General features: G+C 63.1%; 20 protein-coding genes. 7 read left to right on the top strand and 13 right to left on the bottom strand.

Annotated features, from left to right (window positions below):
- Window positions 1-188 (bottom strand): phosphoribosylaminoimidazolesuccinocarboxamide synthase (locus HKL97_RS07055; RefSeq protein WP_291423818.1); only part of this gene is annotated, 188 nt, incomplete at its 3' end.
- Window positions 189-331: 143 nt separating this feature from the next.
- Between HKL97_RS07055 and HKL97_RS07050 the strand changes: the two genes are divergently transcribed.
- Window positions 332-1,297 carry a GGDEF domain-containing protein gene (locus HKL97_RS07050; RefSeq protein WP_291423816.1) on the top strand — a complete coding sequence of 322 codons (966 nt, stop codon included), beginning with the start codon at window positions 332-334 and terminating at the stop codon, window positions 1,295-1,297.
- A 226-nt stretch (window positions 1,298-1,523) separates the two neighbouring features.
- On the opposite strand, the gene HKL97_RS07045 is transcribed toward HKL97_RS07050, so the two are convergent.
- From HKL97_RS07045 to HKL97_RS07030, 4 genes are all read right to left on the bottom strand, one after another.
- Entirely contained in the window at window positions 1,524-2,588 is a 1,065-nt protein-coding gene (locus HKL97_RS07045; protein WP_291423814.1) for an alkene reductase, read from the bottom strand.
- An 87-nt stretch (window positions 2,589-2,675) separates the two neighbouring features.
- Window positions 2,676-3,698, bottom strand: coding sequence for a TrkA family potassium uptake protein (locus HKL97_RS07040; protein WP_291423812.1), 1,023 nt, complete (start codon window positions 3,696-3,698; stop codon window positions 2,676-2,678).
- Between the two features lie 58 nt (window positions 3,699-3,756).
- On the bottom strand, window positions 3,757-5,070 hold the full coding sequence (gene gltA / locus HKL97_RS07035; protein ID WP_291423810.1) for a citrate synthase: 1,314 nt from the start codon (window positions 5,068-5,070) through the stop codon (window positions 3,757-3,759).
- Between the two features lie 168 nt (window positions 5,071-5,238).
- Window positions 5,239-5,760: a histidine phosphatase family protein gene (locus HKL97_RS07030; protein WP_291423808.1), complete on the bottom strand. Its 522-nt coding sequence runs from the start codon at window positions 5,758-5,760 to the stop codon at window positions 5,239-5,241.
- A gap of 137 nt (window positions 5,761-5,897) precedes the next feature.
- On the opposite strand from HKL97_RS07030, the gene HKL97_RS07025 reads away from it, so the two are divergent.
- Complete coding sequence (locus HKL97_RS07025) at window positions 5,898-6,569, top strand: DUF6134 family protein (RefSeq protein ID WP_291423807.1); 672 nt, start codon at window positions 5,898-5,900, stop codon at window positions 6,567-6,569.
- A gap of 14 nt (window positions 6,570-6,583) precedes the next feature.
- On the opposite strand, the gene HKL97_RS07020 is transcribed toward HKL97_RS07025, so the two are convergent.
- The 3 genes from HKL97_RS07020 to HKL97_RS07010 form a co-directional block, all read right to left on the bottom strand.
- Window positions 6,584-6,865, bottom strand: a complete 282-nt coding sequence (locus HKL97_RS07020; protein WP_291423805.1) for a hypothetical protein — start codon at window positions 6,863-6,865, stop codon at window positions 6,584-6,586.
- Window positions 6,866-7,080: 215 nt separating this feature from the next.
- On the bottom strand, window positions 7,081-8,100 hold the full coding sequence (locus HKL97_RS07015; protein WP_291423803.1) for a ribonucleotide-diphosphate reductase subunit beta: 1,020 nt from the start codon (window positions 8,098-8,100) through the stop codon (window positions 7,081-7,083).
- Between the two features lie 117 nt (window positions 8,101-8,217).
- Complete coding sequence (locus tag HKL97_RS07010; protein WP_291423801.1) at window positions 8,218-10,092, bottom strand: ribonucleoside-diphosphate reductase subunit alpha; 1,875 nt, start codon at window positions 10,090-10,092, stop codon at window positions 8,218-8,220.
- A gap of 252 nt (window positions 10,093-10,344) precedes the next feature.
- Here HKL97_RS07010 and HKL97_RS07005 point away from each other — a divergent pair, with 252 nt between their 5' ends.
- Both HKL97_RS07005 and HKL97_RS07000 read left to right on the top strand, forming a co-directional pair.
- Complete coding sequence (locus HKL97_RS07005; protein WP_291423799.1) at window positions 10,345-11,709, top strand: MFS transporter; 1,365 nt, start codon at window positions 10,345-10,347, stop codon at window positions 11,707-11,709.
- A 120-nt stretch (window positions 11,710-11,829) separates the two neighbouring features.
- Window positions 11,830-12,759 carry a phytanoyl-CoA dioxygenase family protein gene (locus HKL97_RS07000; protein ID WP_291423797.1) on the top strand — a complete coding sequence of 310 codons (930 nt, stop codon included), beginning with the start codon at window positions 11,830-11,832 and terminating at the stop codon, window positions 12,757-12,759.
- Between the two features lie 36 nt (window positions 12,760-12,795).
- Here the strand turns inward: HKL97_RS07000 and HKL97_RS06995 are convergent, their stop codons facing one another.
- Complete coding sequence (locus tag HKL97_RS06995; protein ID WP_291423795.1) at window positions 12,796-13,545, bottom strand: tRNA1(Val) (adenine(37)-N6)-methyltransferase; 750 nt, start codon at window positions 13,543-13,545, stop codon at window positions 12,796-12,798.
- Window positions 13,546-13,675: 130 nt separating this feature from the next.
- Between HKL97_RS06995 and HKL97_RS06990 the strand changes: the two genes are divergently transcribed.
- Window positions 13,676-14,626, top strand: coding sequence for a polyprenyl synthetase family protein (locus HKL97_RS06990; RefSeq protein WP_291423794.1), 951 nt, complete (start codon window positions 13,676-13,678; stop codon window positions 14,624-14,626).
- A 152-nt stretch (window positions 14,627-14,778) separates the two neighbouring features.
- Here HKL97_RS06990 and yajC read toward each other — a convergent pair whose 3' ends face one another.
- Window positions 14,779-15,117 carry a preprotein translocase subunit YajC gene (gene yajC, locus HKL97_RS06985; protein ID WP_291423792.1) on the bottom strand — a complete coding sequence of 113 codons (339 nt, stop codon included), beginning with the start codon at window positions 15,115-15,117 and terminating at the stop codon, window positions 14,779-14,781.
- A 91-nt stretch (window positions 15,118-15,208) separates the two neighbouring features.
- Between yajC and HKL97_RS06980 the strand changes: the two genes are divergently transcribed.
- Together HKL97_RS06980 and HKL97_RS06975 are read left to right on the top strand one after the other, a co-directional pair.
- Window positions 15,209-16,072: an ATP-binding protein gene (locus HKL97_RS06980; protein ID WP_291423790.1), complete on the top strand. Its 864-nt coding sequence runs from the start codon at window positions 15,209-15,211 to the stop codon at window positions 16,070-16,072.
- 230 nt (window positions 16,073-16,302) lie between these two features.
- The gene (locus HKL97_RS06975) at window positions 16,303-17,145 is read left to right on the top strand and encodes a dienelactone hydrolase family protein (protein ID WP_291423788.1); all 843 of its coding nucleotides are present in this window, start codon (window positions 16,303-16,305) and stop codon (window positions 17,143-17,145) included.
- Window positions 17,146-17,151: 6 nt separating this feature from the next.
- On the opposite strand, the gene HKL97_RS06970 is transcribed toward HKL97_RS06975, so the two are convergent.
- From HKL97_RS06970 to HKL97_RS06960, 3 genes are all read right to left on the bottom strand, one after another.
- A complete protein-coding gene (locus HKL97_RS06970; protein WP_291423786.1) occupies window positions 17,152-19,350 on the bottom strand; it encodes an urea transporter in 2,199 nt (732 codons plus the stop codon).
- The gene (locus HKL97_RS06965) at window positions 19,347-20,774 is read right to left on the bottom strand and encodes a hypothetical protein (RefSeq protein WP_291423784.1); all 1,428 of its coding nucleotides are present in this window, start codon (window positions 20,772-20,774) and stop codon (window positions 19,347-19,349) included. Before HKL97_RS06965 ends, HKL97_RS06970 begins: the two co-directional genes overlap by 4 nt.
- Window positions 20,774-21,192, bottom strand: a 419-nt coding sequence (locus HKL97_RS06960) for a hypothetical protein (RefSeq protein WP_291423782.1), incomplete at its 5' end; no start/stop codon positions are given. The genes HKL97_RS06960 and HKL97_RS06965, both read right to left, overlap by 1 nt.

The raw sequence follows: 21,192 nt of genomic DNA, 5'->3' as shown, positions 1-21,192 counted from the left end.
TCCGCCAGCTTGATCATCAGGAACTCGCTGATACGGTTGTTCAGCACCCCCTTGCCGGTGATGGTGCCCTTTTTCTGGGCATTGAACGCCGTGGCGTCATCCTTGAAATATTGCACGAGGGTTCCCGGTTCGGGACCTTCGAACAGGATTTTTGCTTTGCCTTCATAGAGCTGCCGGCGGCGTGCCATAGGGAATACCTTCAGAGTTTTAACAGGAGCGGTCTATACCAACCAACCGCGGCGAGCGCCATGGCTACTCCCGCATGGATGATGCGCCGGCGTGATTGTTGTCCGCTCTTTAAGTTTTTCATGGGAATATCCGGCTCAACCCCATGACAGAACTGATCCATACCGTCGCTGACCTGACCGACCTGCGGAATAAGGATGTTCTGGAAGCCGCTCTTGCGCGGGTGATTTTTGAGCTGGCCGAGGTTCAACGGCTTTCGATCTGGCGGGTGGTGGCCGAGGGGCACGGGGTCAGGTTGCGCGAGCGGCTGTCTCTGCCGGCGCATTATCGTCCCGAGCAGGAAATAAGCCTTGAGGATGCGCGCAAGGAGTGGCGCGATTGTTACGCCAAACGGTGCTACATCTACGGCTCGCGTGATGAGGCCGGGCTGTGCTGCCATGTTTTCCCGCTTTGGAACGAGCGTGAGATCATCGCGGTGATGGAGCTTTTGCGTCCCTCAAAGCTGGAGGGCGATCAGGCGCATACAGTCCACGGCCTGCTGCGCGTGTATCGCAACCATCTGGGATTGCTCGACTATGGTGACCGCGATGAGCTGACCGGCCTGCTCAACCGGCGGACTTTCGGCAGTTATTTCAAGCAGATCGCGGCGGAAGCAGCCATACATGCCGTCATCGCCGTGGTGGATGTCGATTTTTTCAAGCGGGTGAACGATCAGTTTGGACATCCCTATGGCGATGAGGTGCTGATCCTGCTGGCGCGGCTGATGAGTGAAGCTTTTTCCGGCGTTGAGGGGATTTTTCGCTTCGGCGGCGAGGAATTCCTGTTGATTCTGCCCGAGACGACACGGGAGGAAGCCTGGGCGGCGCTGGATGATTTCCGGGCCGCCGTGGCGCAGGCTTCGTTTCCGCAGGTCGGACGGGTGACGGTGAGCATCGGCTTCAGCATGATCCAGCCAGACGACAACGGCGCAGCGGCTTTCGGCCGTGCCGATGAGGCCCTGTATTTAGCCAAGCATAGCGGCCGTAACCGTGTAAAATGCTATGAGGAACTTGTGCAGGAAGGATACCTCGCCGGAACCAAGCATTCCGGCGGCGATATCGAACTGTTTTAGAGAGTGCGATCGTTTGAGGTTCGCTCAACCGAGCGAGCCGAAAGCGTGAATCGCCCTCGGAAAAATGGCTCGAGTGCGATCGTTTGAGGCTCGCTCAACCGAGCGAGCCGAAAGCGTGAATCGCCCTCGGAAAAATGGCTCGAGCGCGATCGTTTGAGGTTCGCTCAACCGAGCGAGCCGAATGGCACTTAAAGCGATCAGGCTAAAGCGTGGTCGCCCCGGCGCCTTACGCGAGCGCCTCTTCCAACGCGCGGTAGTCCGTGTAGCCATGCGGGCCGGGCGCATAAAGTGTTGCCGCATCCAACTCGTTAAGCAGTGCACCGCGCTTGAAGCGCTCCACCAGATCGGGATTGGCGATAAAGAGCTTGCCCCAGGCGATGGCATCGGCCGTACCCGCGGCAAGGGCCGCCTGCGCGCTCTCCAGTGTGAAGTTCTCATTGGCGATATAGACGCCGCCAAACATCTTCTTCAGTTGCGGCCCGAGTGAATCCGCCCCCTGGTGCTCGCGCGCGCAGATGAAGGCAAGCCCGCGTTCGCCCAGCTCCGCCGCGACATAGCCGAACGTCGCCAGAGGATCTGAATCGCCGACATCGTGAGAGTCCATGCGCGGGGCGAGGTGCATGCCAACCTGGTCGGCCTCCCACACGGAGGTGACCGCATCGGTGACCTCCAGCAGCAGCCGCGCGCGATTCTTGACCGAGCCGCCGTAGTCGTCGGTGCGCTGGTTCGAGCTGTCCTGCAAAAACTGGTCAAGCAGATAGCCATTGGCGCCGTGGATTTCCACACCGTCGAACCCAGCCATCTGCGCGTTCATCGCCGCCTTGCGGTAGGCCTCCACGATGCCGGGGATCTCCTCAATATCCAGCGCGCGCGGGGTGACATATTCTTGCTGCGGACGCACCAGGCTCACATGGCCCTTGGGCGCGATGGCGCTGGGGGCAACGGGGCGTTCGCCGTTGAGGAACAGCGGCGCGGAGATGCGCCCGACATGCCAAAGCTGCGCGAAAATGCGCCCGCCGGCCTGATGCACCGCATTGGTGACGAGTTTCCAGCCCTGCACCTGCTCATCGGACCACAGGCCCGGCGTATCGGCATAGCCGACGCCGTGCGGCATGACCGAGGTTGCCTCCGAGATAATGAGCCCGGCCCCGGCGCGCTGCGCATAGTACGTGGCCATGAGCGCATTGGGCACCCGGCTGGCGCCGGCGCGCGCGCGGGTGAGCGGCGCCATGATGATGCGGTTGGGCAGGGTGAGGCTGCCAAGGTTCAACGGGTCGAACAATGAGGGCATGGTTAGGTCCTGTTACGGTTGTGTGGGGCTATATGTAGTTGGCCGTGTGCGTTGCACAATGAGCAGGGCAGGGGGCCGGCATTAAACTCAACTGATTTTCGGCGTGCTCCGCCCGGAGCGGGTGATCACCACGACGCCATCGCCCGCTTCAACGATGGTGGCGGGGGCCGGGCGGGTAAGCGTCTCGCCGTTCCGGCGGTTGATGGCGATGACGAACAGGCTGCCAATCGCATCCTGCTCGATCTTCTCGATGCTGGTGCCCGCCAGCGGGCTATCGGGCGATACGGCCATCACCTCCAGCTCCAGCCCCAGCGTGCGCAGCCCCGCGCCCAGCGCGCGCATCCGCCGGGTATCGTCGGTGAAGCGCGAGGTCTGCGGAAACAGGATCAGCTGCGCGATGCGCTCGGCGCCGATATGGGTGGGTTCCACCACCGAACTCGCCCCCGCATGCAGCAGTTTGCCCTTGGTATTGGGCGAAACCCCGCGCGCGATGATCTCCAGCTCCTTGTTCAGGCTGCGCGCAGTGAGGGTGATGAACACGTTTACCGCATCATTGGGCACCACCGTGGCCAGGGCGCGCGCGCGGAGCACGCCGGCATCCTCCAGCACGCTCTCCATCGTTGCATCGCCCTGCCAGGTGCGGAAGCCCTGCGCCGATGCCTGCGCCAGCCGGGCTTCGTCAAGGTCAACAATAACAAACGCCGCCCCGCCCGCCTGCAACTCTTCCGCCAGCGCCTCGCCGATCCGCCCGTAGCCGCAGATGATCACATGGCCGGACATTTTCTCGATCTGCGTTTTCATCCGCTTGGTTCCGAACAATTGCTGAATTTGCGTATAGGTGAAGGCTTGCACCAGCGCGCCGGTGAGGAAGATGACGCCGGTGCTGCCCAGCACGATGGTGCCGATGGTGATGGCGCGCAGCTCGGGCGAATGGATCGGGTGGACCTCTTCATAACCCACTGTAAAAACGGTGATGATGACGAAATAAAAGGCATCCGCCAGGTTCCAGCCCGCCAGCACATAGGCGAGCGTGGCCAGCGCCGTGATGGTGAGCATATAGAACAGCCCGGCGATCAGGTTGCGCCAGGGGCCGGAGGGCAGGCGGTTCAACAAAAAAAGACCAAGGGAGTCGCCCCCCTTGGCCTTCCGGCGTTCGTGAATCCGGGCATTAACCCCGTTGGTCGAGGGGGGTGTAGTCGCGGGTGGCGGCGCCGGTATAAATCTGGCGCGGCCGGCCGATACGCTGCTGCGGGTCCTCGATCATTTCCATCCACTGGCTGATCCAGCCAACCGTGCGCGCCAGCGCGAAGATGGGCGTGAACATGGTGGTGGGGAAGCCCATGGCTTTCAGGATGATGCCCGAATAGAAATCCACATTCGGGTAGAGCTTGCGCGAGACGAAGTATTCATCCTCCAGCGCGATCCTTTCCAGCTCCATCGCGAGGTCGAGCATCGGCTCGTCCTTGATGCCCAGGGCCTCGAGCACTTCGTAGCAGGTTTGCTGCATGATCTTGGCGCGCGGGTCGAAGTTCTTGTAAACCCGGTGGCCAAAGCCCATCAGCTTCACATGGCTGTTCTTGTCCTTCACCTGCGCGATGAAGGCCGGGATGTTGTCCTTATGGCCGATCTCGGCAAGCATCTTCAGCACGGCCTCGTTGGCGCCGCCATGCGCGGGGCCCCAGAGCGAGGCGATGCCGGCGGCGATGCAGGCAAACGGGTTGGCGCCGGTGGAGCCGGCCAGGCGCACCGTGGAGGTGGAGGCATTCTGCTCATGGTCGGCGTGCAGGATCAAAATCCGGTCCATCGCGCGGGTCAGGATCGGGTTCTGCACATAGGGCTCGGCCGGCACGGCATGGAACATATGCAGGAAGTTTTCCGAGTAATTCAGGTCGTTGCGCGGATAAACGAACGGCTGTCCGGCGTTGTACTTATGCGCCCAGGCCGTGATGGTCGGGATTTTCGCGATCATCCGGTACGCGCTGATCTCGCGCTGGCGCGGGTCCTGGGTGTCGATGCTGTCGGGGTAGAAGGCGGACATCGCGCCGACCACGGAGCAGAGCATGGCCATCGGGTGCGCGTCGCGGCGGAAACCATCCCAGAAGCGGCGGATTTGCTCATGCAGCATGGTATGGCGGGTGACGCCGTTGGTGAACACGCCGAGCTCGGCCTTATTCGGCAAGTTGCCGAACAGCAGCAGATAGGCGACTTCAAGGAAGGTGGATTTTTCAGCCAGCTGCTCGATCGGGTAGCCGCGATATAGCAGAATACCCGCATCGCCATCGATATAGGTGATGGAGCTTTCGCAAGAGGCCGTGGCGCCGTAGCTGGGGTCAAAGGTGAAAACGCCGAGTTCGTTCTGCAGCTTGCGGATGTCGACGCAGGCGGGGCCAAGCGAGCCTGTCAGTACGGGCAGGGGCGCTGTTTTTCCGTCATAGCTCAGCGTTGCGGTACCGACCTGCTTACTGGTTGCGGATGGAGACATGCGGATTCACCTTCTGATTGGTTCGAGGGGAGGTTCGAATAAATAGTCTGGCATGGCGCGGACGAGGAGAGCGTTATTAAATCACGGGTCATATGTAAAGCCGGGCGCGCGCGGCCTCAGCACACCCCCTTCTCGGCATCGGGGCTTCAAATTAGTGCGTTTTTGGGTTCAAACGATGTCAGCTGGCTTGATAAAGCGTTGCAGGGTTGCGCCATGCGCGCCCAGCCGCCGCCAGGGGGTGGTGACCAGAAATTCAGCCATGGCGGCGGTGGGGAAGCCATCGTTCAGGCGCACCAGGTCCGGCTGGGAGCTGGCGGGGCCGGAAATTGCCAGCGCCAGATCATGCAATCCCGGATTATGCCCGACCACCAGCGCGCTGCGCACCGTTTCCGGCAATTCGCGCAGCAGGTCGCGTATCCGGTTGGGCGAGGCCATGTACAAAACGGGCAGGGAGTCGATGTTGGGCCATTCATCCCACACCCCGGCGGTCTCCAGCTCGGCGAAAGTCTGCTGTGTGCGCAATGCCGTGGAGACCAGCACGACATCAGGCGCCAGCCCGGCCTTGCGCATGGCGGTGGCGATGGCGGCGGCCGCCTGTCTCCCGGCGTCGGTCAACGGCCGGTCATGGTCTGAGGGGGCGGCGTTTGCTGGGGCCGCTTTGGCGTGACGGAGTAGAATCAGCTGATGCATGAAAGCACTCTGCCACGGCACGTTATGGATGTCGCCCCTCCCGGCGACTGATCCAGGCTCGATGATTCATCGTATAATAACTTAGGCTGAACCACTCAGCCGCTAGATCAGATCCATTCACGGCATGGGAATCAGCGATGCAAAGGCGGCGGTTTTTAGCGGGGACAGCGGCATTGGCCGTGGCGGGGCCGGCACTGGCGGATGAGCTTCCGGTGCCCGCGGGCAACCAGATGTCCTTCCGGGTGCTGCGAAACGGCACGCCGATCGGCGAGCACCACCTGAATTTCACCCGCGGCAGCGATGGTCTGGTGGTGGACATCAACATAGCCCTGCTCGTCACCTTTGCGGGCATTCCCCTGTTTCGCTACGGCGCCACGGCGCGCGAGCGCTGGTCGGGCGGTGTGTTCCAGAGCCTGGAGAGCCAGGTGAACGACAACGGCGCCCGGCTGGCGGTGCACGCCCATAAAACCGCCGCGGGCTACAGCGTGGCGGGAATTAACCACGGCAACCCGGCCAGGAGTTATCCCGAATACACCGCCCCGGCCGATACCATGCCGTTAACCTACTGGAACAAGGCGATGCTGAACGGCACGCTCCTCAATATCCAGACCGCGCATACCTATGCGGCGGTTGTGAAGCCGCAGGGCTGGAACAGCCTGCCAACGGCGGAAGGCGGGGCGATAACGGCGCAGCGCTTTGATCTCAGAGGCAAGCTGCACTTAAACGTCTGGTACGACAGGTTTTCCCAATGGTCCGGTCTGGCGTTCCATGTGAGCGGCAACGAGAGCTATGAGAAAATAACCACCTGAGAAGGGCTTCGGGCTTAGCCCGCATGCTTCTCCGGATGGCGCAGATGCCATAGCCGTTCGTGTGCAGCGACAAGACTTTCAATGGTTTTGCGCCGGTTGGAGTCCGGCGGAACGCTCCGGCGGTTCAGCATCGTCTCCAGAATCCGCAACAACTGTTCAGCGATTTCATAATCGCTCTGGTCACAAGCATGATGAAAGGCTATCAGAATTTTATCTGACAACCTGCGGCTGTATCGCGGAACCGCCGCGTTCGGTTTAATCTGGGACTTTATTTCTTCCTCGGGTACACTTGCCATGATGCGTTTAGTCCACTGTAAATCCGCCACTACCCAATATTTCGCTGCACGATCTGCTGGTCAGGCGGGCCGAAAGCGTTAATCTCCGGGGATACGCCGCTGTTATAGTATACGAAGGTATTAAGCTACGCAAAGAATGGACAACTCTTCGCGATTGAACGCCTGGGTTGTTTTTGGCAGCCAATGCTCACAACTTACAGTGATCCCATCAGTGTTTATTGCACCGGCAGGCCATCGGCCGCGGGGCTGAATTCGGCGAAGGCGTCCTCCCAGCTCCCGGTGGTCGAAGCCTTGCTGTACTCGGTGGAGCGGTTCTCAAAGAAGTTCGCATGTTCCACCGCGTTCAGCATCTCGTCCAGCCAGGGCAGGGGGTTCTTGTCGACATGGAACAGCGCGTTGAGGCCAAGCTGCGTCAGCCGGCGGTCGGCGATGTAGCGGATATAGCGCTTCACCTCTTCAGCCGTCAGCCCTTCCACCGCGCCCAGCTCAAAGGCGAGGTCGATGAAGGCGTCCTCGTGGTCCACGATGGTGGCGCAGGTAAGGTAGAGTTCCCGGCGCAACTCCTCGGTCCAGATCTCCGGGTTTTCCTGCACGAAGGTGCGGAACAGCTTGATGATCGACTCGCAATGCAGTGACTCATCGCGCACCGACCAGGTGATGATCTGCCCCATGCCCTTCATTTTGTTGAAGCGCGGGAAGTTGAGCAAAATCGCGAACGAGGCGAACAACTGCAGCCCCTCGGTGAAGGCGCCGAACGCCGCCAGGGTTTTCGCGATGTTGTGCTTATCGGAGACCGAGAAGCCGTGCATGAAGTCGTATTTGTCCTTCATCTCCTTATACTTAAGGAACGCGGTGTATTCGACCTCTGGCATCCCCACGGTATCGAGCAGATGCGAATACGCGGCGATATGGATGGTCTCGATGTTCGAGAACGCCGAGAGCATCATCAGCACTTCAGTGGGTTTGAACACCTGGGAATACTGCTTCATGTAGCAGTTGTTCACCTCGACATCCGCCTGCGTGAAAAAGCGGAAAATCTGCGTCAGCAGATTGCGCTCGGCCAGGGTCAGGTTCTTGTGCCAGTCCTTCACATCATCGGCGAGCGGCACTTCCTCGGGTAGCCAATGCACGCGCTGCTGCGTCAGCCAGGCGTCATAGGCCCAGGGGTAGCGGAACGGCTTGTAGACCGGATTCTCGGTCAGCAGGTCGATCTTCAGGGGCAGGTTCTCGCTCATAATTTAGGCCTTTAATCTCTATTTGTGCTGCCAAGGGGCTCGGCCCCTTGGATACCAGCCAGGGCGCCGCCCTGGACCCGCTGGGGCCACGGACCCCAGACCCCGATCATGTTTTCGCTACTGGCAGGCCAGGCATTCCTCATAATTGGTCGAGGCGGGTGCCTGCACCCCAGGCGCCGCCTCCACTGGAATGCCGGTGAACTCATCCGGGCGCACGGCTTTCTCAGAGACCGTATCCGCCCGCTGGATCGACAGCGACCGGCAGTAATACAATGATTTCACACCTTTTTTCCAGGCCTGATAGTGGTACTGATGCAGGTCGCGCTTGTTCACATTCGCCGGCACGAAAATATTGATCGACTGGCTCTGGCAGATATAGGGCGTGCGGTCAGCCGCATGTTCGATAATCCAGCGCTGATCCAGCTCGAACGCGGTCTTGTACACGTCCTTCTCGTGCTGGGTGAGGAAGTCCAGATGCTGCACGCTGCCCTTGGTGGTGGTGATGGAAGACCACGTCTCATCATCATCACGCCCGTATTTTTCCAGCAGCTTCTGCAACGGCCGGTTACGTACTGTAAAGCTGCCAGAGAGCGTCTTCTGCAAGAACACATTGGCGGCGATCGGCTCAATCCCCGGCGAGGTATTGCCGGTGATGATCGAGATAGAGGCGGTCGGCGCAATCGCGATCTTGTGCGAGAAGCGCTCCTGTATACCGTATTCCTCGGCATCCGGGCAGGCGCCGCGCTCTTGCGCCAGCTTCTTCGATGCCGCATCAGCACCGGCGCGCAAGTGCTTGAACATCTTCACATTCCACACTTTCGCCATCACACTTTCCCAAGGCACGTTCTGGTCCTGCAGGAAGGAGTGGAACCCCATCACGCCAAGCCCCACCGAGCGCTCGCGCATGGCGGCGTATTTCGCCTTCTCCATCAGGTCCGGCGCCTTGTCGATGAAATCCTGCAGCACATTATCCAGGAAGCGCATGATGTCCTCGATGAACATCTCCTCCTTGTGCCACTCGAACCAGGTTTCCAGGTTCACCGAGGAGAGGCAGCACACCGCCGTGCGTTGCTTGCCGTGCTGGTCAAGCCCGGTAGGCAGGGTGATCTCGGCGCAGAGGTTGGAGGTTTTAACCTCCAGCCCGGCCAGCTTGTGGTGCTCGGGGCGCGCGTTGTTCACATGGTCGGAGAACACCAGATACGGCTCGCCGGTCTCAATGCGCGCGGTGAGAATCCGCACCCACAGCGCGCGGGCGGAAATGCTGCGCACATGCGCGCGGTCCTTCGGCGAGGTGAGCACCCATTCGGAATCGGTTTCCACCGCGCGCATGAACGCGTCCGAGATCAGAATGCCGTGATGCAGGTTGAGCGCCTTGCGGTTGGGGTCGCCCCCGGTCGGGCGGCGGATTTCGATGAACTCCTCGATCTCCGGGTGCCATACGGGCAGATACACTGCGGCCGAGCCGCGCCGCAGCGAGCCCTGGGAGATGGCCAGCGTGAGGCTGTCCATCACGCGGATGAACGGCACAACGCCCGAGGTTTTGCCGTTCTGGCCAACCTTCTCGCCAATCGAGCGCAGATTGCCCCAGTAGGAGCCGATGCCCCCGCCCTTGGAGGCGAGCCACACGTTCTCATTCCAAAGCCCGACGATACCCTCCAGCGAGTCCGAGGCCTCGTTGAGGAAGCATGAAATCGGCAAGCCCCGCTCCGTTCCGCCGTTGGAGAGCACGGGGGTAGCCGGCATGAACCACATTTTGCTGATGTAGTCGTAAAGCCGCTGCGCATGCGCGGCATTGTCGCCGTAATAGGAGGCAACGCGCGCGAACAGATCCTGGTAGCCTTCGCCGGGCAGCAGATAACGGTCATCCAGCGTGGCGCGGCCAAAATCGGTCAGCAGCGCATCGCGGGAGCGGTCGATATGTACCTGGTGCCGCCCGCGCATCTGGATGCCGTCGTCGAGCAGCACAGCCTCAGGCTTCGTCATCATGTTCATTTCGTCAAACCCCGATGTTCTACTCTGGAACGTTTTACCACAGGACGCTAAACTACATCTTGTGGCGCATAAAGCAATCTATAACTACATATGACCGTCACGGATTATTTTTAAGACTCGTTTTTCCGCCGAGTCCCGGCGGCGCGCCAAAGCCCCTCCAGGGTATCCGCAATCTGGGTGCGCCGTGCCGCCATGTCCAGCAACAAAGCGATACATTGCGGCGACTCCGCATGGAGAGGGTATCTCCAAAACATGACAGCGGCGAAAACCTACACACATGAGGAAATTCTCCCCGTCATCCGCGGCGTGGCCTTGTGCATCCTGCTCGCGGCGCTGGACCAGACCATCATCGTCCCCGCCGTGCCGCGCATGGCGCGTGATCTGGGTGGCGGTTCCCACATCGCCTGGATCATCTCCGCCTATCTGCTCACCGGCACCGCCGCCACGCCGATCTTCGGGCGGCTGTCGGACATCTACGGGCGCCGGCGGCTGATGCAGCCGGCGATCCTCGTGTTCGCCGCCGCCTCGCTGGGCTGCGCGGCGGCAACGCATTTCTGGGAAATCGCGCTCTGGCGGGCGGTGCAGGGCATCGGCGGGGCGGGCCTCATGGTCATCGCCCAGACCGCCATTGCCGATGTCGCGCCGCCGCGCGAGCGTGGCCGCTACCAGATATATATGAGCGGCATGTGGGGCATCGCCAGCATCGCCGGGCCGATGCTCGGCGGCGCGCTGACCGATAGCCTCTCCTGGCGCGGAATCTTCTGGGTCAACCTGCCCCTCTGCGCCCTGGCCTGGGTGTTCAGCGGCCGGGCGTTGCGCCGCCTGCCGCCGCATGCCGGCGCCGGCCAGCGCATAGATTTCCTTGGCGCCGCCGTGCTGGTTTGCGCCATCACCGCCTGGCTGGTGCTCGCGGCTTCCGGCGGGCGCGATTTCCCCTGGGACTCGCGCGCAACGCTGATCCTGGTGGTATCCGGGGTGGCTTTTACCGGGTTGACCGCCTGGGTGGAACACCACGCCCCAGCGCCGATGCTCCCGCTGCGCCTGTTCCGCAACGCCACGGTGCTGGGCGGGCTGCTGCTTTCGGCCACCAACTCGCTATGCACCTTCGGCGGCTCGCTGCTGCTGCCGCTGTTCTTTCAGTACATTAAACACACCAACGCCGCCGCTTCGGGCCTCTACACCACGCCCTTCCTGCTGGCCTTTGTTCTCCTCTCTTATATAGGAGGCAGAATCTCGCGCAGCTTGGGCCGCACCAAGCCCACCATGCTGGCGGCCCTTGCGTTGTGCGCGCTGGGCCTCGGCCTGCTGGCGACCATGGGGGCATCAACGCCGCTGTTACTGTGCGAGGCATACAGCGTGCTGCTCGGCGGCGGCATCGGCCTGGTGCAACCCAACATCACTGTGGCCATCCAGAACGCGGCGCAGCGTGGCGATGTCGGCGTCGCCACCGGCTGCATGTTGCTCTTTCGCGCCATCGGCGGCGCATTCGGCGCCACGCTGGCGGCGGGCATGCTGCTGGCACATGGTTTTGGCGCGGGGTTTGGCGCCTGCGCGCTGGTGGCGCTGCTGGCGGTGGGCATCGCCGCGGTGATGCGCGATGCGCTGCTCCGCTCGTAGTGTCCTGATCTCTTTCGTCCGCTGCATCTCGCAGCGGACTTCAGGGGCGGGAAACTAGCTGGGCATTGTCCGCCCTCCGCGAATATAGTTAAGCTTGCGTGTATCAAGAGGAGCAGGCGCGTGGGCATTTTGGGCACGATCAACAAAATTTTCGGCCGCCAGAGCGCGGCGGCGCCCATCGCGCCGCTTGCCCCGATGCCGCCGCCACCCGTCATCCACTTCGCAGATCTCGCCGAATACCCGGATGAGACGCTGATCCCCTACCTTGACCGGCGCGAGGTCGACGAGGCCAGCCTCACCCCCGCGCAAGCCGAGTGGCGGCGCGATGGCGTGTTGCATCTTCCCGGTTTCATCCCCGATGCGGTGAGCGAGCCCTACCTGCAACGCCGCATCGCGCATAAAAAGAAGCACGGCTGGTTAATCGCCTCACCCTATATGTATGTGCCCGAAATGCGCGACCTGGCCCTCTACCCGCCGCTGATGGCGAAGATGAAAGAGGTCATCGGCGAGGACATGATGCTGCACCTCTGCCTCACCGGCTGGATGAGCTCCCAGCGCGGCTGGCACCAGGATGATTACCTGAACCCGCCTTTCGTCAACTCCTGGTACGCGGCGGTGTGGATCGCCCTGGGCGACATCCACCCCGCCAGCGGACCGTTTCAATATATCCCCGGCTCGCACCGCTGGCCCCTGTTGCGCGGCGAGAAGGTGCGCCAGTTTCTCACCGGGGAGGAACTTGCCCACAAGGCGCCCGGCACGGGCATCAACCATTGGGAGAAATTCGCCGAGCGGTTTCTCTCCCCGGCCATCGAGCATGAGATAAAGGCGTTCGGCCGCCCGCCGGTCAGCCTGCTGGCCAAACGGGGCGATGTGCTGATCTGGCACGGGCGGCTGATCCACCAGGGGTCGCTGCCTGAAGTGCCGGGCATGGAGCGGCGCTCGCTCATCGCGCATTACTCCGGCGTGAACCACCGGCCCGACATGCCCGAGCGCGCCCAGGACCAGAACAGCGAAACCTACGCCGTGTTCCACACCCCGATGGTGGATTGAGCCTCGCCCTCTATCCTTAATAAGTCAGAGACGGATTCAGGCATGCGATATGATCGCGCAGCGATTCCATCTCATGCCATCCGGCTCTAAAACCGCTTGCGCCGCCGCGGTTATCCCCGCCGCGTCATGCAGCACCAGCCCCGGCAGCACGCGGTCCGGGCTTTTGGCGCCCCGGCGCGCCGTGATGATGATAATCTTCGCCGGTGCGCCCGCCCGCGGCCAGAGCGGAAACAAGCTGATCGCGCCGCACCCCGCCCCGCGCAGCGCCGCCCCGGCTGCGGTGAGGGAGGCGGCGGGCAAAATCAGCGTGATGCTGCCGCGCGGGCGCAAAACGCGGGTGAGCGAGTTGATCCAGCCTCCAAGCAACCCCGGCCCGGCCTGATGCGCCAGCGCGCGCCGCGCATCCGGCGAGGCGGTGTTATGCGCGGCGAACCAGGGCGGGTTGGCCATCACATGGTCGAACGCATGGCTGGGGAAGGGCAGGTGCATGGCATCGCCCTGGATGCAGGCGGTCCCGGTAAACCCGTTCGCCCGGAAATTCTCATTGGCCAGGCGGGTGAGGGCAGGTTCGGCCTCGATGCCCACGCCCCGCATCCCCGGCACCCGCGCGGCAAGGCACAGCAGAGCCGCCCCCGCGCCGGTTCCAGCCTCCAATACCAGCTCCCCCGCCCGCGCCGGCACGGCGGCGGCCATCAGCACCGGCTCAAACCCCGTTCGGTGGCCCGTGGCAAGTTGCCGGTAAGCCACGCGCCCGCCCAATAATCCGCCGGATGTGATCTCATTCATGCCGCGCGCCTTGACCCTTTTTTCCGTCCGCCCGATATGGAGGTATCGTAATTGAAGCTCTCTGGTTAGGCCTAAAAATTTGGATGGTGCGACGCCTTTGACGACCAACGCTTTAGGCCGGCTCACAGCCATGCTGGAGCCTGAACTGCTGGCCACCAACCAGGCGATCGTCGCCCGGATGGACAGCCCCGTTGCCCTAATCCCCCAGCTTGCCGCGCATCTCGTCGCGGCGGGCGGCAAGCGGCTGCGCCCGCTGCTCACCCTGGCGGCCGCCAAGCTCTGCGGCTACGAGGGCGCGCGCCAGATCAAGCTCGCCGCCTGCGTCGAGTTCATCCATACCGCCACCCTGCTGCATGACGATGTGGTGGACGAATCCGTGCTGCGGCGAGGCTTTGCCAGCGCCAACGCGGTGTTTGGCAACAAGGCCTCGGTGCTGGTGGGAGATTTCCTCTTCGCCCGTGCTTTTGAGCTGATGGTCGAGGACGGCTCGCTGGAGGTGTTGCGCATTCTGTGCAGCGCGTCCGCCACCATCGCCGAGGGCGAGGTGCTGCAACTAACCACGCAGAACGACATCTCCACCACCGAGCAGAAATATTTTGACGTGATCCGCGGCAAGACTGCGGCGCTTTTCGCGGCGGCTTGCGAGGTTGGCGGCGTGATCGCGCAGCGCCCGGCCGCGCAAACGGCCGCCCTGGCGCAATTTGGCATGGACCTGGGCATGGCCTTCCAGCTGGTGGATGACGCGCTGGACTACGCCGCCGACGAGGCCGAGCTTGGCAAAACCGTGGGTGACGACTTCCGCGAAGGCAAGCTCACCTATCCGGTGCTGCTGGCCATCGCGGGGGCGGATGCCCAGGAGCTGGAATTCTGGACCCGCACCATCGGCGAGGGCGAACAATCCGAGACCGACCTTGCCACCGCCCTGGCCTTCATGCAGCGCCACAACGCCACCCAGCGCAGCATCGCCCGGGCCGATGCCTTCGTGGAATCTGCCTGCGCGGCGCTGGCGGCCTTCCCCGAAAGCCCGATGCGCACCGCGCTGGAAGATGTCGCCCGCTACACCACCGCGCGGCGGTTCTGAGGCGCTAGCGATTTTTCTGAGGGTAATTCACGCGTTCGGCTAGTACCCTGCGTCATTCATGACGCAAGGTACTGCGCGCGGGTTGGTGGGCGGCGCGCGCTAAATATGATGCGCGCGGGTTGGTGGGCGGCGCGCGCTAAATATGACGCGCTTTAGCTCTTGTCGTTCGCCGCCACGGGCGCCAGCACCGATGTAATGGTCGAGCGCACGATGCTCACGGTGACATTGGGGGCAATTTCCACTTCCACCTGATCGGCGCCGTCAACCGCCTTTTTCACCAGCCCGACAATCCCCCCCGCGGTAACAACCTTATCCCCGCGCTTGATCGTGGCCAGCCGCGCCTTCAGCTGCTTCTGCTGCTTTTGCGAGGGCATGATCAGCAAAACATAAAAAACGCCGAACATCAGCACCAGCGGGGCATACTGGATGATGCTGCTGTAGCTGCTGGCCGCGCCAGAGGCGGTCTGTGCGAAGGCCGGGGTAATAAACATGTCTGCTCCTGGTTGCCGTGAGTTGCGGCGGACCATAGGTTGCGGCGCGATACAGTCAACTGGCGCGCCAAAACAACGAGGAGACTACCAAATGGACGACACGCTGCTCCGCCGCATCGCCGAGGCGCTGGAGCGTCTTGCGCCGCCCGTGCAGGTCCCGCCAAACCTGGCCGCCGCCGGGGCCTTCGTATGGCACCCTGAGCGGTTGACGCTGGCTCCAGTGCCCCGGGTTGCCCGGGTGGAGCTGGCGCTGCTGCAAGGCATTGGCCAGCAGAAGGGCATATTGCTGGAGAACACCCAGCGATTCGCAGCCGGCCTGCCGGCCAACAACGCCATGCTCTGGGGTGCGCGCGGCATGGGCAAATCCTCGCTGGTGAAGGCCGTGCACGCCCAGGTGAACAAGGAACAGCCCGATTCGCTGGCGCTGATCGAGATCCACCGCGAGGACATCCGCACCCTGCCGGTATTGCTGAACGTGCTGCGCGGGCAGCCCCGTCGCTGCATCATCCTGTGCGACGATCTCTCCTTCGAGCGTGAGGACGCCGACTACAAGGCGCTGAAATCGGTGCTGGATGGGGGAATCGAAGGGCGGCCGGAGAATGTCCTGTTCTATGCCACATCGAACCGGCGGCACCTGATGCCGCGCGACATGACGGAGAACGAACGCGCCGTGGCGATCCACCCCGGCGAAGCCGTGGAGGAGAAAGTCTCCCTCTCTGACCGCTTCGGCCTGTGGCTGGGCTTCCACAACGGCGACCAGGACACCTTCTTCGCCATGGTTGAGGGTTACGCCGCCGCCTACAACCTGCCGGTCACCACCCAGGCGCTGCGCGCGGCGGCGCTTGAATGGTCCGTGACGCGGGGAGGGCGCTCCGGCCGGGTCGCCTGGCAGTTTATCCAGGACATCGCAGGCCGCCTGGGCGTCCACCTGGAAAGCGGGAGCAACACCCCATGAATTTCATAAGGGTTTCTGCTCATGGCGTTTTTGAAGGGGGCTGGCTCCCGGCGGCTTTCCGCCCTGCCAACTGGGGAGCCCGGCTCAGCCAGCCGCCCTCGCGCCTGGCCGCCGGGGAGTTACGGCAAATTAAATGTTACGTTAATTTAAATTGACGGAAACTATTTCTTTCTAACCCGTGCAGGCAAGGACAGCAGCAATCTGCTGCCGAGGCTTTTCTGGGATCGACAATGAAAATCATACGGGTGTTATACGTGGCGCTTGCGGCCTCGGCTGGCATGTTCTGCGCGTTTGGCGGGTCCGCCAGGGCGCAGGATCTTGTCAGTTTTCAGGCTTCCGACCCGTTCACATCAAGCCAGGTCATGCTCACCGCGCAGATGGACAAGCCGCTCGGCAATGGCCCGTTTCCGGCCGTGGTGCTCATGCATGGCTGCGGCGGCTGGCAGCCCGCCGTGCAATACTCGCTCGAGATGCTCTCGGAATATCTCAATGAACACGGCTATGTGGTCCTCAACCTCGACAGTTTCGGCCCCCGCAACCTCTCAGGTAATGCGATGTGCGCGAGCAACGCCGAACTTCAGCAGGCCCTGGTTTATCGTGCGCACGATGCCGTCGACGCCATGCGCTATCTGCGCGCCCAGCCCTTCGTGCAGCCGCAAGACATATTCCTGGTGGGCCAGAGCAATGGCGGCAGCGTGGCCATGGAAGCCGCCGATGCCGGCGACATGAAATCCCTTGACGCCCCGGCGCCGTTCCGCGGCGTCGTCGCCTATTACCCGTGGTGCGGCGTGTATCCGCACCACCCGGTCAATCTCTCCGCGCCGCTGCTGATCTTCAATGGCGGCGAGGATAATTGGGTCTCCGCCCGTCAATGCGATGGCATCAAGGCCACGGGCGCCGATATCGCCGAAGTCACCTACCCTGATGCCGTGCATTCCTTCGACATCGACATTCCCAAACAACTCTATCAAGGCCACTGGGTGGGCTACGACCCCCACGCCGCGCAAGACAGCCAGACGCGGATGCTCGCCTTTTTCAATGACCGCCTCACCCCCGACATCCGCCCGGACTGAGCAGCCTCAAAACGGCAGGCCGGGCTCGAAGGAAAGCTGTGTGCAGCTGATGCTGCCCGTCTCGAACACCGCCTCCACCCTCACCGGCCCGCGCAAGCGCCGGAAACTGCAGGTGATCTTGGAGGGCAGCCAGATCGAGGGCCGGACCGGCGTGCTCTCCACCACCAGCAGGCCGGTCTCTGTTTTGGGGGCCTCCAGGCACAGGCAGCGCATTTCAGGCAACGGCAGCCGCCGGTAGGGCCAGAGTGAGAGGCTGAAGCTGCCGGCCGTGCAGGCCAGGGCCAGCGCCGGCTCGCGCCATTCCAGCAAATCGCGGGCGGCATAGGGAATGGCCGGCACCGCCAGCGCCAGCAGCCGCAGCAGGGGGGTGTGCAGGCGGTGGATCTCGCGTATCCGCCAGGCGTCCGGGTCGAGATGGAGCACCAGCTCATCGCCGCGGCTGGAGGCGAGGATATGCTGGCCCTCGGCATCCATCCGGGTGGTGATATGCTCGATTTTCCCGCGCTCCCGCGGCTGGCGGAAGCGCCAGGGCATCTGGCCGGTCATCTCCACCGTCCACACGCCCAGGCCGGGCGCCAGGCTGGTCAGCACCCAGTACGAGGCCGCTTCCGGCCGCGACGCCGCGAGCAGGTTTTGCTCCCGCGGCACGCCGGCTTCACGCCACAACATGCCAGGCCCGCCCTGGGCGGTTTGGGTCTCGTAATTGGCCAGCCGGAACGGGCTGGTCGGCGCCCCCAGGCGCGGCGAATTTTGCACCTGCAAATGCAGATGCGGCACTGGCGAGCGGCCGGAATTGCCTACCTGGCCCAGATAGGCCCCAAGCTCCACATGCGCCCCCGCGGTCACCGCCACGCTGGCCTGCTTGAGATGGGCCAGCAGCGCCCAGCCGCCCTGCTCCATGCGCAGCAGCACATAATTGCCCCAGCTTTCGGCATAGTTGCAGACGCCGAGCTGGTTATCGGGCACATCGTCGCGCACCTGCTCGATGGTGCCGGCGGCGGGCGCGGTCACCGGCGCTTCCCAGATCGTCCCGCCCGGCGGGAGCTGAAAATCCAGCGCATGCCGCCATTCACCCGCATGGCTCAGCCGCCCGTCAAACCCTTGGGTGATCTGCACCAGCCCCGCTAATGGCACCACCAGCAGCGGCTCCTGGTGGCCAAACCGGCGGGTGCGGTCCACCTCATACATCCACACACGCTCGGGCGGCATATCGTGGCGCGTATTGCGCCGCGGCAGCTTCTTATCCCCGCTCAGCGTGAACGCGGCCAGAAAAATCCAGATAATCCCGATCGCGGACAGGGGCAAAAACGCCCAATCGGGCTGGACATGCTGGATCAGCGCCGCCAGCACCGCCGCCCCCGAGCCGCCCGCCACCGCAAGCCCCAGGCTCGGCCAGCCGGGCAAAAAATACGCCGCGCCCAGCGCCATGCCCGCGATGAAGAAATTATAGGATGCCGGCTGCCAGTAAAACGGCACAGAGAGCCCTTGCAGCTCTATGGCCGTGAGGGCCCCGGCCACCCAGCCGGCGACGCCGGTGAAAAATATCACCCGCGACCAAAGCAACACCGCCACCCCGATGATTGCGCCCACCTCCATGGTCGGTGAAAACACCAGCGACCCCAGCGAGCGGATGAAAATCTGCGTATCCGGCCAGATGCCCGAGGGGGCCGGCCAGACCAGCAAGGTGTTGGATGCGCTGGCCACCCACACCGGAAACAACGTGAACAACGTGCCGGCGACCAGGCTGAACCCCAGCACCATGGGCGGAAACAACGCCCCCGCCAGGCTTCGCATCAGCGCCGCGGTGATGAGCGCGGCGGCACTTGCCGCCAGGGTGGTGAGCGCGATCTCGGTTTCCACCCGGAGATAGGCGCCCGAGGTCAGCCACGCCACGGCAATGGCCGCGAGTATGGCATTGGCCCGCACCCCGCCGCCGAGGGCTGGCTTGTCCAAAACCCCGATCAGCCGCCCGATGACATCGCCAACCCACAGCCCGAACAGCCCGAAAATCAGCCCGCGCACATGCCCCACCGTCACCGCCAGCCAGAGCAGCAGCCCAATTTTTGGGTCGCCAATCAAAAACGCCGATCCCAACGCCGCCCCCACCCGGGCCAGCACTTGGTCGCCCGCGCGGCGCAGGGGCCGGGTCGAAAACCTCAAACGCTCTCCCGCCAGGCTGTCGAATTTCATGGGCTCGGACATCATGGCTCCAGATGTTTGGGTATCCGTTCGGGGGTGATTACATCCGCCAGCGTTTCGCGCGCGCGGATGATGTCGGGCCGCCCGTCATTGCCGATCAACACCACCGCCGGGCGGTATTGGATGAACTGCATCCATTGCGTGACATTGTAAGCCCCCACGGGATGGATGGCGAGAACATCGCCGGTCTCGAGCGCCGGCAGATCGACATGGTCGCGGATCACGTCGATGGCCATGCACAGCGAGCCGTAAATGCGCGAGGGCACGGGCGGCGCCTCGATCGCGCGGGCGGGCAAAATCTCGAACTGATACCAGGCGCTGGTGTAGAGCAGGTTGATGCCGGCATCGATGACATAGCCGATGCGCGAATCCTCGTTGAGGATCATGCGCTCCTTGTAGGCGCGGGCCGAGAGGCCGCCATCGGTCATCACCGGGCGGTTCACCCCCTTCACGGCAATCACGCTGCTCAGTAGATACCCCGCCTCATCGACCAGATACCGCCCCGATTCCAGCCGCAGGAGCGGCTGCTCCTCTGGCGGCAGGGCGCGCAGTACATCGGTAATCGCGGTGGCGAACGCCTCGATCGGCGGCACCACCTGCTCCACCGGCCCGAGATAGCCGTGCAGCAGGCTGTGCGAGGGAAACCCGCCGCCCAAATTCAGGCACGGCACCAGATGGTGATATTTGTGCCGCAGTTCCTCGCGCAGCTGCAGCAGTTTCTTCGCGGCCACCGCATAGGCGTCGGGGCTCAAAATATAAGTGCCAATATGGCAATGCAGCGTGTGCAGCCGCAGCTTGGGGTTTTCCAGGACCCGCGCCGCCGCGCGCCCCGCCTCGCCATTATCCAGTGCGAAGCCGAATTTCGACCAGACCGGCTTGATGCCCGCATCGAGCCACACACGCAGCCCCACCTCCACAATCTTGCCCTGCCCGGCCACCAGCTCCTCGATCGCGCTGAACTCGTCCCAATTATCGATCTGGACCAGCGCCCCATCCTCGATCGCCGCGCGCAGCGCCGCGTGTGGCTTGTAGGGGCCGTTGAACACGATGTCCTGGCCGGCGAACCCGGTCAGGCGGGCTTTTTCATACTCGAATTGCGAGACCACCTCCGCGATCCAGCCCTCGCTTTGCAAAATCTTGCAAACCGCGCCGAGATAATTGGTTTTCAACGACCACGCGAAGCTGGTTTTCGGATAGCGGCTCCTGAACGCCTCGCGCATCCGCTTGGCCTTGGCGCGGATGTCATATTCAGAAAACACGAAGAGCGGCGAACCGAACTCCTCGATCAGCCCGGACACCGGCAGGCCGTCGATCTGGAACAAAGAGGGTGCCCGCGGCCCGCGCGCGTAAAAATTGCGGTCCTCGGCCACGCGCGGGGCGGTGCGCCCCAGTTCCCCGCTGATAACGGGTGGAACATAGCTGCGGTCCATCACGGCCTCCTGGAAAAAGTGAGCAACGGCGCCTCGGTACGCTCCCCCGTGCTGGCCAGCTCCGCAAGATCGGCGATATCGCCCAGCACATCGACGGAATGGCGGATGAACATCCGCCCCGCCTCGCACGGCGCCAGCTTGTCCGGCGTTCCCCCCAGCAACTGCTCCAGCAGGCTGGCGGGCAGGTTGCAGCCCAGCTGCGAGGGAAAATCCACCCAGGCCGGAAACCGGGGGTTCATCTCGAACAGCAAATGCGGCCGGCCTGGCGTCTTGATGAATTCGAGCTCGAAGGGCCCCGCCCAGCGCAAGGCCCGGATCAACCGGCGCACCAGGGCGTCGATCCGCGGATCTTCCACCACCACCCCGGCAAACCCCTTGCCCGCCGAGGTCCGCAGCATTTTGCGGATGGAACAGCTGC

Source organism: Acidocella sp., from assembly GCF_013044125.1.
Taxonomy (GTDB): domain Bacteria; phylum Pseudomonadota; class Alphaproteobacteria; order Acetobacterales; family Acetobacteraceae; genus Acidocella.
This window is presented reverse-complemented; position numbering and strand designations above follow the sequence as displayed.

Bases quoted from the DNA above. Each gene is read 5' to 3' on its own strand.
- HKL97_RS07050 (WP_291423816.1), top strand. From the start codon at position 332: ATGACAGAACTGATCCATACCGTCGCTGACCTGACCGACCTGCGGAAT.
- HKL97_RS07045 (WP_291423814.1), bottom strand. From the start codon at position 2,588: ATGCCCTCATTGTTCGACCCGTTGAACCTTGGCAGCCTCACCCTGCCC.
- gltA (WP_291423810.1), bottom strand. From the start codon at position 5,070: ATGTCTCCATCCGCAACCAGTAAGCAGGTCGGTACCGCAACGCTGAGC.
- HKL97_RS07030 (WP_291423808.1), bottom strand. From the start codon at position 5,760: ATGCATCAGCTGATTCTACTCCGTCACGCCAAAGCGGCCCCAGCAAAC.
- HKL97_RS07025 (WP_291423807.1), top strand. From the start codon at position 5,898: ATGCAAAGGCGGCGGTTTTTAGCGGGGACAGCGGCATTGGCCGTGGCG.
- HKL97_RS07020 (WP_291423805.1), bottom strand. From the start codon at position 6,865: ATGGCAAGTGTACCCGAGGAAGAAATAAAGTCCCAGATTAAACCGAAC.
- HKL97_RS07015 (WP_291423803.1), bottom strand. From the start codon at position 8,100: ATGAGCGAGAACCTGCCCCTGAAGATCGACCTGCTGACCGAGAATCCG.
- HKL97_RS07010 (WP_291423801.1), bottom strand. From the start codon at position 10,092: ATGAACATGATGACGAAGCCTGAGGCTGTGCTGCTCGACGACGGCATC.
- HKL97_RS07005 (WP_291423799.1), top strand. From the start codon at position 10,345: ATGACAGCGGCGAAAACCTACACACATGAGGAAATTCTCCCCGTCATC.
- HKL97_RS06995 (WP_291423795.1), bottom strand. From the start codon at position 13,545: ATGAATGAGATCACATCCGGCGGATTATTGGGCGGGCGCGTGGCTTAC.
- HKL97_RS06990 (WP_291423794.1), top strand. From the start codon at position 13,676: ATGCTGGAGCCTGAACTGCTGGCCACCAACCAGGCGATCGTCGCCCGG.
- yajC (WP_291423792.1), bottom strand. From the start codon at position 15,117: ATGTTTATTACCCCGGCCTTCGCACAGACCGCCTCTGGCGCGGCCAGC.
- HKL97_RS06980 (WP_291423790.1), top strand. From the start codon at position 15,209: ATGGACGACACGCTGCTCCGCCGCATCGCCGAGGCGCTGGAGCGTCTT.
- HKL97_RS06975 (WP_291423788.1), top strand. From the start codon at position 16,303: ATGAAAATCATACGGGTGTTATACGTGGCGCTTGCGGCCTCGGCTGGC.
- HKL97_RS06970 (WP_291423786.1), bottom strand. From the start codon at position 19,350: ATGATGTCCGAGCCCATGAAATTCGACAGCCTGGCGGGAGAGCGTTTG.
- HKL97_RS06965 (WP_291423784.1), bottom strand. From the start codon at position 20,774: ATGGACCGCAGCTATGTTCCACCCGTTATCAGCGGGGAACTGGGGCGC.